Source organism: Plantactinospora sp. BB1, assembly GCF_003030385.1.
Classification (GTDB): Bacteria; Actinomycetota; Actinomycetes; order Mycobacteriales; family Micromonosporaceae; genus Plantactinospora.
In genome coordinates, this window is the sequence record NZ_CP028159.1 from 4351976 (window position 1) to 4364171 (window position 12196).

9 protein-coding genes and 1 pseudogene are annotated in these 12196 nt (G+C 73.7%); 4 read left to right on the forward strand and 6 right to left on the reverse strand.

The window, feature by feature from the left end:
* Positions 1-43: 43 nt before the first annotated feature.
* Positions 44-2095, forward strand: coding sequence for a cytochrome c oxidase subunit I (gene ctaD, locus C6W10_RS19085; protein WP_107259243.1), 2052 nt, complete (start codon positions 44-46; stop codon positions 2093-2095).
* A 36-nt stretch (positions 2096-2131) separates the two neighbouring features.
* Here ctaD and C6W10_RS19090 read toward each other — a convergent pair whose 3' ends face one another.
* Complete coding sequence (locus C6W10_RS19090; RefSeq protein ID WP_107259244.1) at positions 2132-3268, reverse strand: SigB/SigF/SigG family RNA polymerase sigma factor; 1137 nt, start codon at positions 3266-3268, stop codon at positions 2132-2134.
* Positions 3269-3494: 226 nt separating this feature from the next.
* Positions 3495-4907: a hypothetical protein gene (locus C6W10_RS19095; protein ID WP_234359285.1), complete on the reverse strand. Its 1413-nt coding sequence runs from the start codon at positions 4905-4907 to the stop codon at positions 3495-3497.
* Between the two features lie 190 nt (positions 4908-5097).
* Here C6W10_RS19095 and C6W10_RS19100 point away from each other — a divergent pair, with 190 nt between their 5' ends.
* Positions 5098-5553 carry a hypothetical protein gene (locus C6W10_RS19100; RefSeq protein ID WP_107259245.1) on the forward strand — a complete coding sequence of 152 codons (456 nt, stop codon included), beginning with the start codon at positions 5098-5100 and terminating at the stop codon, positions 5551-5553.
* A 159-nt stretch (positions 5554-5712) separates the two neighbouring features.
* Here C6W10_RS19100 and C6W10_RS19105 read toward each other — a convergent pair whose 3' ends face one another.
* Both C6W10_RS19105 and C6W10_RS19110 read right to left on the reverse strand, forming a co-directional pair.
* Positions 5713-7572: a thiamine pyrophosphate-binding protein gene (locus tag C6W10_RS19105; protein ID WP_107264092.1), complete on the reverse strand. Its 1860-nt coding sequence runs from the start codon at positions 7570-7572 to the stop codon at positions 5713-5715.
* Between the two features lie 22 nt (positions 7573-7594).
* Entirely contained in the window at positions 7595-8719 is a 1125-nt protein-coding gene (locus C6W10_RS19110; RefSeq protein WP_107259246.1) for a Vms1/Ankzf1 family peptidyl-tRNA hydrolase, read from the reverse strand.
* A 252-nt stretch (positions 8720-8971) separates the two neighbouring features.
* On the opposite strand from C6W10_RS19110, the gene C6W10_RS19115 reads away from it, so the two are divergent.
* A complete protein-coding gene (locus C6W10_RS19115; RefSeq protein ID WP_107259247.1) occupies positions 8972-9517 on the forward strand; it encodes a hypothetical protein in 546 nt (181 codons plus the stop codon).
* Positions 9518-9533: 16 nt separating this feature from the next.
* Here the strand turns inward: C6W10_RS19115 and C6W10_RS19120 are convergent, their stop codons facing one another.
* Complete coding sequence (locus tag C6W10_RS19120) at positions 9534-9899, reverse strand: DUF3817 domain-containing protein (RefSeq protein ID WP_369931182.1); 366 nt, start codon at positions 9897-9899, stop codon at positions 9534-9536.
* A 310-nt stretch (positions 9900-10209) separates the two neighbouring features.
* Between C6W10_RS19120 and C6W10_RS38645 the strand changes: the two are divergent.
* Positions 10210-11019, forward strand: a pseudogene (locus C6W10_RS38645) (DMT family transporter); the annotation flags it as partial.
* A 76-nt stretch (positions 11020-11095) separates the two neighbouring features.
* On the opposite strand, the gene C6W10_RS19125 reads toward C6W10_RS38645, so the two are convergent.
* Complete coding sequence (locus tag C6W10_RS19125; RefSeq protein WP_107259249.1) at positions 11096-12049, reverse strand: PrsW family intramembrane metalloprotease; 954 nt, start codon at positions 12047-12049, stop codon at positions 11096-11098.
* Positions 12050-12196 lie beyond the last annotated feature (147 nt).

A 12196-nucleotide genomic window follows, 5' to 3' on the forward strand; every position in this document is an offset into this window, starting at 1 on the left:
CGCCCCTCGTCCTAGCCGTGATCAGCTACGAGGTGAGCCGGGGATGCCGAAGCGGGCGGTCACCGAACCCGAGCGGGAGCGCGGGGAGGATCGGGAGCAGGGGCGGGAGCGCGGGCCGCTGGTCCTGGCACCCTCCCGGTCCGGCGGCCACCCGGGCCAGATCCGCAGGGCGATCCGGGGCAGCACCCTGATCCGGCTGCTCGGCACCACCGACGCCAAGCAGATCGGCCTGCTCTACCTCACCACGGCGTTCGGCTTCTTCGTCATCGCCGGCGCCATGGCGATGCTGATGCGCGCCGAGCTGGGCCGGCCGGGAATGCAGTTCCTCTCCCCCGAGCAGTACAACCAGCTCTTCACCGGGCACGGCACGATCATGCTGCTGCTCTTCGCCACCCCGCTGGCGTTCGCCTTCGGCAACTACGTCGTACCGTTGCAGATCGGCGCCCCGGACGTGTCGTTCCCCCGGCTCAACGCGCTGGCGTACTGGCTCTACCTGCTCGGCGGTTCGCTGGTGCTGGCCGGCTTCCTCACCCCGAACGGCTCGGCGGACTTCGGCTGGACCGCGTACACCCCGCTGAGCCGGGACCAGCACTCGCCGGGGATCGGCCCGGACATGTGGGTGATCGGACTGGTCCTCTCCGGCCTCGGCACCATCCTCGGCGCGGTCAACCTGATCACCACCATCCTGACCCTGCGGGCGCCCGGGATGACCATGTTCCGGATGCCGATCTTCACCTGGAACATGCTCTTCACCGCCCTGCTGGTGGTACTCGTCTTCCCGCTGCTCGCCGCCGCGCTGCTCGCGCTCTACGCCGACCGCCGGATCGGCGCGCACGTCTACGACCCGATCAACGGCGGCCCGCTGCTCTGGCAGCACCTCTTCTGGTTCTTCGGCCATCCCGAGGTCTACATCGTGGCGCTGCCGTTCTTCGGCATCATCACCGAGGTCATCCCGGTCTTCGCCCGCAAGCCGATCTTCGGCTACAAGGGTCTGGTCGCCGCCACCATCGCGATCACGATCCTGTCGATGACCGTCTGGGCACACCACATGTTCGGCACCGGCCAGGTGCTGCTGCCGTTCTTCAGCTGGCTGAGCTATCTGATCGCCGTACCGACCGGGGTGAAGTTCTTCAACTGGATCGGCACGATGTGGAAGGGGCAGCTCACCTTCGAGACGCCGATGCTCTTCTCGATCGGGTTCCTGGTCACCTTCCTCTTCGGCGGGTTGACCGGGGTGCTGCTGGCCAGCCCGCCGGTGGACTTCCACACCCACGACACCTATTTCGTGGTGGCGCACTTCCACTACGTACTCTTCGGCACGATCGTCTTCGCCGCCTTCGCCGGGGTCTACTTCTGGTTCCCGAAGATGACCGGCCGGCTCCTCGACGAGCGCCTCGGCCGGGCCCACTTCTGGACCATGTTCCTCGGCTTCCACGGCACCTTCCTGGTGCACCACTGGCTGGGCAACGAGGGGATGCCCCGTCGGTACGCCGACTACCTGCCGACCGACGGCTTCACCGCGCTGAACACCTTCTCCACGATCAGCTCCTTCGTGCTCGGCTTCTCCACGCTCTTCTTCATCTACAACGTCTGGAAGTCGTGGCGGTTCGGCCGGATGGTGGCGGTGGACGACCCCTGGGGCTTCGGCAACTCCCTGGAGTGGGCGACCACCTCCCCGCCGCCGCTGCGCAACTTCGACCGGATGCCCCGGATCCGGTCGGAGCGGCCCGCCTTCGACGCGAAGTACGGCCCGCTCGTCGCCGACCTCGGCCGGGACCTGCCGCAGCGGTCCACCCGACCACCCCAGGAGGCCCGCGACGAGCTGCGGCACGAGACGCCGCACCCCGAGGGCGAGGTCCCGGCCCCGGAGGGGGCGCACGGCGCGGACGCCGCCGTCGCGCACCACCCGCCGGCCGACTCCGGCGCCCGGCCGATCGAGGTACCGGAGCCGCACGAGGTACGCCGGCCGGCGTTCGAGCCGAGCGAGCCGGACGAGAACGTCGACGACACCGCCCGGGGTGGCCCGGAGAGCCCCCGGTGGCGGACCGGCCGGCGGACCGGCGACGACCGGCCGGAAGAGGAGGAGGGCCGATGACGACGCGCGGCGTACCGGCGGGTACCGGGATGTCGGTCAGTCCGCCGGCAACGCGACCAGGCCGGCGGCGCTGAGCGAATGCTGCACCACCGGTTGCGCCCGAGCCAGCCGCCACCGGACCCCGGCCCGGTGTGCGGCGTCCCGGCCGGCGACCAGGGCGGCCAGCGCCGGCCCGTCCAGCTTCGCCACGTCGGTCAGGTCGATCGCCACTTCCGTCGGATGCCCGTCGGCGACCGCCTCGACCACCGCCTGGCGCAACTGCTCCGCGGTCTCCCGGTCGATCTCCCCGGTCACCTCGACCACCACCCGCTCCCCCGCCTGGCGCACCTCGAGCCGGGCCGGCGCGCCACCCGCCTCGGCCCCGCCGGCCTGCCACGGGGCCGGCGAGTCGGCGAGCATCGCCTGCCGCAGCCAGGTGAGCGCCCGGGAGAGCAGCCGGGAGACGTGCATCTGCGAGATGCCGAACCGGGCGGCGATCTCGGCCTGGGTCTGGTTGCCGTAGAAGCGCATCGCCAGGATCCGCCGCTCCCGCCAGGGCAGCCGGCCGAGCAGCCCGCTGACCGTCACCCGGTCGTCGACCGACTCGAGGTCGGTGTCGGACTCGCCGACGAGGTCGCCGAACTCCGCCGAACTCTCCCCGCCGACCGGGGCGTTCAGCGAGGCCGGACTGTAGCCGGCCGCCGACTCCAGCGCCGCGAGGATCTCCTCCTCCGGCGTCTCCAGCCGGGCGGCCAACTCGGCCACGCTCGGCGCCCGGGACAGCTCGCTGGTCAGCGCCGCCGTCGCCTGGCCGACCTCCAGGATCAGGTCGCGCAGCCGCCGGGGTACGTGCACACCCCAGGTCCGGTCCCGGAAGTGCCGTTTGATCTCGCCGACGATGGTGATCGCGGCGTACGCGGTGAACGAGCCCCGTTCCGGGTCGTACCGGTCGACCGCGTTCACCAGGCCCAACCGGGCCACCTGTTCCAGGTCCTCCAGTGGTTCACCCCGGCCCCGGTAGCGCCGGGCCAACCTGCCGGCGAACGGCAGGGCGAACCGGACGAGGTCGTCCCGGGCCTCCTGCCGGCGTTCCGGCGGCAGGCCGGCGATCCGCGCCGCGTACGCCAGAGCGGCCGCGTCCAGGTCCTCCAGTCCCCGCTCGGCCGGTGGTGTGGTGGTGATCTGTCCGAACATCCGCGCCTCCCTCAGGAAGGTCCCCCGCCCGGGATGCGAATCCGGTCATCGGTGCCGTACGGAACGTCACCGCGCCGGAAGCGAACATGTACCGAAACTGAACGAGCGAACGCCGCACACTGCGTTGCGCAGCGCGGTTGACCAGCCAGCAGTCAGCGTTCTTCCCGCCCTGTAGGTACTCAATCACGCCACGTGACTGTCGCGAGGAGTTTTGCGATCAGGCGGATCAGCAGACCAGCAGACCCTGCGGGGTACCACTGGCGCGCAGCCCGGCCAGCGCCTCCACCACCCGCAGCGGCGCGGGTGCCGGCAGGTCGTACGGCTGGTTCCGGAGTACCTCCGTGGCATGCCGGGTGGCCACCGAGGTCACCGGGTAGCCCCGGGCGGCGACCCGGTCCACGGCTCGGCGACGGCGCCCGAACGAGGCCACCGCGAGCCACTGCGGCAGCCCGGCCAGGGCCGGCGAGCGCAGCCCGGGCGGCTCCGGGAGGACGTCCAGCGAGCTGAACGGGGCACTGCCGGCGAGCCACCACTCCGCCCCGGCCACGCTGCGCGCGGTGGCGTTCTCGCACCAGTACGGCACCAGGCCGGCCCGGACCACCTGCCACGGGTCGATCAGCCGCCCGCACTCCACCACGCAGCGGTCCCCGCTCTTGCCGGCCCCGCGCAGCCAGCTCCGGTACACGTCCGCGGCGGCGGCACTGAGCGCGTCCGGGCCCGGGAAGAGCACCCGGTGCAGCGGGCTGCCCGCGCCTCGTACCCAGTCCAGCAGACTCGTCTCGAAACCGGGCTCGACGCCCTGTTCGGCGTATCCGGGTCGGCCGCCCTCCGGAGCGTCCCAACTCGCCCCGTCACCGCCGGCCCCGCGCAGCACCTGCCCGAGCAGTTCACTGCCGGCCCGGAAGTCGGCCGGCTCCAGCCCGCTGACCGGACCGCCGAGCTGGAAACTGTGCCCGTCACCCGCGTCGACCACCGGCCAGGTGCGCACGTCCCGCAGCAGCAGCACCGGGGCGCCCGGCGCCAGCCGGCTGCCGAGGAACTCCCGGTACGCCTCCGGCAGCCGGTCCCAGCGGACCACCAGGGAGACCGTCGAGCCGGCCAGTACGCCCCGACCGGCCGGATCGTGCACCTGCCGTACCCGTACCCCCGGGTTGCCTGCGATCACCCGGGCCGCGACCCGACCGCCGTACGCCGACGCCTCGCCCGGTCTGTCGACCCGGCCCTCCGGCCACTGCACCGACACCTCGAAGCCGGCCGGCAGCCAGGGCACGCCCATCGCGGTGGCCAGGTGGACCGCTCCGCCGTGCGGAGAGCCGATCACGACACCGGGGTACCAGCGCGGCGGGTAGTGCTCGACCATCCACCGGGCCACCCGGTCGGCGTCGAGCGCCCCGGCCTGCTCGGCGGTGAGCGCCGTCCGGGTGGCCGCCCGGGCCAGCGCGGAGCGGCGTACCGCCTCCGGCGCGCCCCGGAAGCGCGACAGCAGCGGGTGGTACCCGAGATCGGCGCAGTCCTGGCCACGGACCGCGCGGGACGCCACGGCCAGCAGCACCCGGCCGGTGCTCTCCGCCGAGACGATGCGGTCCGGTCCGGGGAGCCCGGACCCACCCGCGGCCAGCCACTCCTGTGTCTCCCGCACCGGGCCCACCTCCCTCGTCCGCGCTGCCCGGGCCTTCCCGTCCCGATCGGGTTCAAACGGGCGGTCAGCAACCTGGCGGGCGCAATTCGGAGGACGGGCCGTTATGTCCGGCCCCGCTGCCGCCGGCCCGCCACGCCCGGGTGCCGGTCCGGTTTGCTCCGGGCGGGCCGGATCCGGATGATCGTCGGTTGTGACCCAGTTGAGCTTCGGACCGGCCGGCGGCCCCCGGTACGCCAGCTATTTCGCCGTCGCCGTCGTCCCGTTCGCCCTGGTGGTGGCGGGGCTGGCCGGCTGGCAGGTGGCCTCCGGCGACGGGCTGCGCCCGATCGCGGTGGCGACCCTGGTGACCAGCCTGGCCGGCCTGCTGGTGGCGGTCGGCCTGGTACTCGCGGAACGGCGTGGCCGGGCCGGCCGGTCGGCGGGCCCGGACGGGATCCGTACCGGGCGGCAGGGCGTGCTGGCCTGGACCCGGGTGACCAGGCTGAGCCTGCACCCCGGGACCGGTGACCAGCGCCTGCTGGCGGCCTGGCCGGCCGGGGCGCGTACGCCGGTCTGGCTCGGCTCGGTCGACGGGGCCGACGTGCCGGCCGACGAGGCGATCCGGCTGGTCGAGCAGTGGTCCGGCCGGCAGGTCGAGCGCCCCTGATCCCGACCGGCGCCGGAACGAGACGGGCCGAGCGCCAGAACGAGACGGGCCGGACGCCAGAACGCGACGGGCCGGGCGCCGGAACGAGACCGGCCGGACGCCGGCCGAGATCCCGACGGCCTCGGACGCGATCGAGTCGAGGCGAGATCCGGCCCGGCCTCAGACGAGGTCGGCGCCGTTGGCGGCGCGATCGGCCAGGCCCTGGGCACGGTTGCGGATCGCCGTACCGGCGCCCTCCCCGGTCCCGCCGGCCAGCAGGCCGCGCAGGTCGGCGAAGGGCTGTTCCGGCGCGTCCAGCGGGATCGACGGCTCGACCACCGCCTCGATCAGGGTGGGCCGGTCGGCGGCGAGCGCCTCCTCCCAGGCCGGTCCGATCTGGTCCGGCCGGTCGACCCCGATGCCGTGCAGCCCGAGCAGCCGGGCCCAGCCGGCGTACGGGATGTCTCCGGCGCGTACCGCCTCCGGGGCCGGCATCCCGGGTGCGGCCGGCCGGTCCAGATCCGCCCCGGGTGCCCGGACCGGTTCGTCGTCCGGCCCGCGCTCCGGCTCGCCGCCCCGGCCGGTCCGGTCGGAGTTGTTCAGCACCAGCACCACCATCCGGGGATCGGGCCACTCCGGCCAGTGCTGCGCCACGGTGATCAGCTCGGCGAGCCCGCCGGACTGCATGGCGCCGTCGCCGAGCAGGACCACGACCGGCCGGTCGGGCTGGGCGAACTTGGCCGCGATGGCGTACGGCACCGCCGATCCGACCGAGGCGAGCGTGCCGCAGAGATGTGCCCGTACTCCGGGCGGCAGTTGCAGATGCCGGGCGTACCAGTAGGTCACCGACCCGACGTCGACCGCGACCGACGCCTCGGCCGGCAGCCGGGCGGAGAGTTCCCGGAGCACCAGCCGGGGGTTCAGCCGCGCGGTCCGCTCCTCGGCCCGGGCGTCGCACTCGGCGCGGGCCCGGTCGACGGCCCCCTCGATCATGTCGCGCCAGTCCCGGTTGCGCCGCTGCGGCACCCGGGGCAGCAGGGCCCGCAGTGTCTCCCGGGCGTCGCCGACCAGCGGGACGTCGATCGGATACCGGCTGGCCAGCCGGCTGCCGTCGATGTCGATCTGCACCGCCGTGGCCTGCCCCGGCACCGGGTAGTAGCCGGTCCACGGGTCGTTGGTGCCGACCATCAGCAGGATGTCGCAGCCGGCCATCAACTGCGCGCTCGCCGCCGTGCCGACCTGGCCGAGCACGCCCGTGTGGTAGGGCAGCCGCTCGTCCAGCACCGGCTTGCCGAGCAGCGAGGTCGCCACCCCGGCGTCGAGCCGGTCGGCCAGTTCGACGATCTCGTCGGCGGCGCCGTAGGCGCCCTGACCGACCAGGATCGCGACCCGTTGTCCGGCGCTGAGCAGTTGGGCGGCGGCGTTCAGGTCCTCCTCGTGCGGGACCACCCGGGCCGGGGGCAGGCCGGGCGCCGAGGCGAGCACGCCGCCGCCGTCGGGGTGCGGCATCCCGTCGGGTACGGAGTACCCGAGCAGGTCGTGCGGCACCACCAGACAGGTCGGGCTCCGGGTCGACACGGCGGTACGGATCGCCTGGTCGACCAGGTACGGCACCTGTTCCGGCACCGCGGCGGTACGCAGGAACTGGGCGCAGGCGTCGCTGAACAGCCGAGGCAGCTCGATCTCCTGGTAGGCACTGCCCAGCGCGCTGTACGTCTGCTGCCCGATGATCGCCACCATCGGCTTGCTGTCCAGCTTGGCGTCGTAGAGGCCACCGAGCAGGTGCAGCGCGCCCGGTCCCTGGGTGGCCAGGCACACCCCGACCGTGCCGGTGTACTTGGCGTGTCCGGCCGCCATGAAGCCGGCCGCCTCCGGCTGCCGGGACGGTACGAAGCCGGGGTCGCCGCCGGCCCGGCGCAGCGCGTCGACGATCAGCGCCACCCCCTCGCCGGGTTCACCGAAGACCCGGGGTACCCGCCAGGCGCGCAGTCGTTCGACCAGCAGGTCGGCGATGGTCCGGTCCGCCGTCACCGTGCTCATCCGCACCGCCGACCGCCCGGGGTCAGCCATTGCGGTCCGCCGGGGTGCTGGCGTCGACGTAGCGCAGGACCGCGCCGACCCCGTCGGTGAGGTCGGGTGCCTGCTCGGGGCCGAGCACGGTGACTCCGGCGTCGGTGCCGACCAGCGCGCGGACCAGGGCGGCGTCGGCGCGTACCCGCTGCGGCTGCTCCACGGACATCGCCCGGAGTTCGTCGGGGCCGGTGGCGATCTCGGTCGGCTCCGGACCGATCCAGAGTTCGTCGGTCGAGGAGGGGTCGTCCACGATCAGCATGGTGTCCACCTGACCGCGTTGCAGTGCGGTCACCACCGCGTCCAGGCCGGCGCCGACGTCGCGCTGCATGCCGAACTTGTCCAGGGCCACGTCGGCGTGTGCGGCGGCCACCTCGGCGATGGCCTGCACGGTGACGTCGTCGAAGGCGGTCTGGTCGGCACCGGCGGCCGGGAAGCCGGCGTCGGTCTGCACCACCCGGTTCTGCCAGAAGTCCGGGAGCTGGGCGGCGAGCAACTGCCGGGCCCGGGTCTCCCCGGCGACCACGATCACCTCGGCGCCGACCCGTTCGGCCAGCGCGGCGGTGGCCGAGGCGGCGTCACCGGCGTTGCGCTGCCAGGTCAGCTCGGCCGCGTGGTGGTAGTGCAGTTGCGACCAGCCGCCCGGGTGCACCTTGCGCAGCGGCCACCGGTTGCCGCCCTCGACCCGGGCGTGCCGGGGTACCCCGCCGGCGCTCATCGCGTCCAGGCCGGCGCCGGTGCGGTTGGCGAGTACCCGGACCCAGGGGATCTGCTCGCGGCGCTGCGCGACCAGCGGCATGGTGTGCGCGACCGGCCCGTGCGCGGCGATGTCCTTGAGCGGCGGTGCGGAGAGGTACTCGGTGAGCACCACCTCGCCGCCGGTGGCGAACGCGGCGAGTCCGTAGTCGCCGGGCATCGGGTCGTGCCCCCGGACCACGGCGTCGAGGGCCGCGACGTCGCGCGGGTCGGTCCGCTGCTCCGCCAGGCGTTCCTGGAGGGCCCGCCAGCGCAGGTCGAGCGCGGGATGGGCGTCGTGGGTGTCCCGGGAGGCGTCCAGGTAGACCGACGTCCACGGGCCGGGATGGGCACAGATCGGACGCAGGAAGGACAGCTGCATGGGTCGTCCCCTCTCCAAGCTCCCGCCGGGGTTACCCACGCCGGTCGGCTTGTCACCTCGGCGGCGGCCTGTCACCTCGGCGGCGGGCTTGCTCGGGCGGCCTCCTCCCGGGCCGGCCGGTGCCCGGAAACGTCCCGAGCAGCCAGGAGTGAGCGGATCGTCACATTACGTGAAATGGATTCACTCACTGCCGGTTCATTCGTCATGATCGATACAATTCGTGTTCGGGAGCGGACTCTCGGTGGTGAACGCATGGACGGTGAACTGTTTCCCGAACGGGTGGCCTGGCGCCCCGGACCGGTCATCACCGGTCACGTCGTACGGCTGATGGAGGGCTACTCCCGGGAGGTCCGGATCGGGCAGCCCGTCCTGGTCGCCGTACTCGGCACCGCGGCGGTGGTCAAGGTGGTGCTGCTGCTGATCGCCTCGGTGCTCCGGGCCGGTGCCGGCGCGGGCGCGAGACGGAAGTGGAAGGACCTGCGCAAGGGGCCGGAGTTCCTGGTGACCCCGCTGCGGGTGCGCGACGGCAGCGGGGTGCTCTGCGAGATGGAGATCCACGGACACCTGCCGCAGAGCGCGCTGGAACCGGCGGACCACATCCAGGTGACCGTACGCTCGCAGAAGGACGCCGGACTCGCACCCCGGGTGGAGCGGATCGTCAACCTCACCACCGGTCAACTGCTCACGCCGCGTACCCCGACCCTCTGGTCGCACCTCGGCCCGGCGCTGCTGCTCCAGGCCGCGATCGGCCTGCTGCTGATCGGCGCGCTCGTCGCCTGGCTGGCGCTGGCCCGCTGACCGCGCCCGGCCCGGGTCACGGTCGGGCCGCGTCCTCCAGCGGCCGGTCCAGGCCGGTCGTCGGCTCCCCCGCACCGCCGGCCGGGTCACCGGAAGCGACGTTCAGCAGGCCACGACGCCGGGCCCACCGCTCGAAGACGAGGGTGGCGAACGGCGGCACCGCGCAGGCCAGCGCGACGCCGACGGTCAGCCAGCGCCACCGGCCCAGCCGGGCCACCAGCAGGACCAGACCGACGTACGCGACGAAGAGTCCACCGTGCACCGGGCCGAAGATCTGCACCCCGATCTCGTTGCCCGGCGGGCCGTACTTGACGGCCATCCCGACCAACAGCCCGAGCCAGGAGGTCGCCTCGGCGACCGCCGCCAGCACGAACAGCCTCACCGCCGTGCGGTGCATTCCGCTCCCCCTCCGCTGGTCCGCCCGACGACGACGCCGGCCGACCGCCACCGATCCGGTCCGGCTGACAGCTTAGGCGACGCCGCCGGCCCGCCCCGCCGGACCAGCCGTTCGGCAGAGCCGGCACCCGCCGTGGGGAGGAGGCCCTCACCCTCTCGGGGGAATCGACCGGAGCCCGTCTACACCCAGCGGCGTACGGGTGATGCCCACCACGGGGGGACGTCAGGAGAGCGGTCACGGAGGATCATGAGGTCATGACGAGTCATGGTCTCGGGGGCCGGCCGTGATCGCACTGGTGTTGGCGATCGTCCTGTCGGTGGCCTCGGCAGCGGCGTACGCGGGGGCGGCGGTCCTACAGGAACGGCTCGCCAGTCAGGCCGGACCGACGGGGGACGCGGGGCGGGGCTATCTCGGCACCGTCCTGCGCCGGTCCGGCTGGTGGCTGTCGGTGGCGGGCAACGGTGCGGGCGCCGCCCTGCACGTCGCCGCGCTGGCGTACGGGCCGCTCTCGGTCGTGCAGCCGCTCGGCGTACTCACCCTGGTGCTCGCGCTGCCGATCGCGGCGGCCACCATCGGTCGCCGGGCATCGGCCCGGCAGTGGTCCGGGGCAGCCGCCACGGTGGCCGGCCTGGTGCTGCTGCTGGCGCTGACGCTGCCCGGGGCGGGCGACCACGACCTCCTGCCGGGGCAGGGCTGGGCGCTGGCCGGGGTGGCCGGCGCGCTGGTGGCCGTGCTGGTACTGGCCGGCCGGGCCAGCCGGTCGGCGCTGTCGCGCAGCCTGCTCACCGCGACCGCGGCCGGAATCACCTTCGCGGTGGCCTCCGCGCTCACCCAGCTCGTCTCCGGACTCGTCACCGACGGTGGAGCCCTGCTGCCCACCGCCGGCCTGGCGCTGGCGGTGGCCGGGATGGCCGCCGCCGGGCTGCTGCTCTCCCAGCTCGCCTACCGGGGCGTCGGCCTGGGCGCGCCGCTGGCCACCGTCACCCTGGCCAACCCGGTCGCCTCGGCCGCCATCGCCATCCTGCTGCTCGGGGAGCGGACGGCGGGCGGCTACTGGGGCGGTCTCGCCGCCACGGCCGGTGCCGCCCTCGCCGCCTGGGGCGTGCTGCGACTCGCCGCGGCGGACCAGCCCACGCCGGGGCGGCGCCGGTCGCGGCCCGGGCGTCGGGGTCCGGCCCGGCTCAGGGGCGCGGTGCCGCTGCCCTGCCCGAACCGGTCGGCACCCGCCAGCCGCTCGCCGGTCGCCCCGGTCCGTTCCGGGCGGACCGCCACAGCACCACCAGCCAGACGACCCCGATCACGGCGACGAGCGTCAGCCCAAGCCCTTCCAGCGCCGGCATCAACACCGCCTGGACCGGGGTCAGCCGGCCCAGGGAACCGTCCAGGGTGAGCTGGTCTCGCGCGCCGGTGAAGAGCAGGGTCAGGTAGAACGCGATCACGTGCATCGCGTCCCAGAGCGCGTGCAGGATCGCCACCCCCAGATAGGCGTAGAGCAGCCGCAGCCCGACCACGAAGTACTCCCGCCCGCTCGGCGCGAAGAGAACACCGCCGAGAATGGCGGTCCAGAGCCCGTGCCCGACCGGCGCCACCAGGCCGCGCAGGATCTCCGTCTGCACCACCTGCACCACCGAGAGGCCCTGCACGGTGAAGAGCGCGATGAAGGCGTACCCGGCGGATTCCAGTGCGGAGAAGCCGAAGCCGACCGCGGCGCCGAGGATCATCCCGTCCCGGACGGTCTTGGCCACGAGATGCCGGGTCAGCAGCGCCAGCGCGGCCAGCTTGGCGGCCTCCTCGATCAGGCCGACCCCGAGGAAGAGCAGCACCGAGGGGCGCAGCAGGTACGACTCCAGCACGGCCGAGGCGAGGATCCCGAGTACGCCCCCGGCGAGGAAGGTGCCGAAGACCGCGCTCACGGTGACCTCGCCGGTGTCCCGGCGCTGGAACGCCCAGGCGACGAAGGTCACCGGCACCAGGAAGCTGCCGAGCAGCACCAGGGTGGGCAGCAGGGTCGGGTTGCCGGTGAGGAAGATGACCGCCACCGTGGCGAGCCAGAGCGCCAGGCCGACCAGGAAGATCCGCAGCCACTGACGGCGCGGCGTGATCGGCACCGTCCACTGCCTGCCGACGCCGTCCATCGCGCCTCCGCACGGTCCGTCGCGCCCTGGTGGCCGATCCGGGGCTGGGTTCGGGGCGTACCCGCTGCGGGTGGGGTCGAACGTGTCGGCGAATCCGGCCGGCGCACCTGCCCAACGGACTTTCCACAACGGAAAGTTGGTGCTACT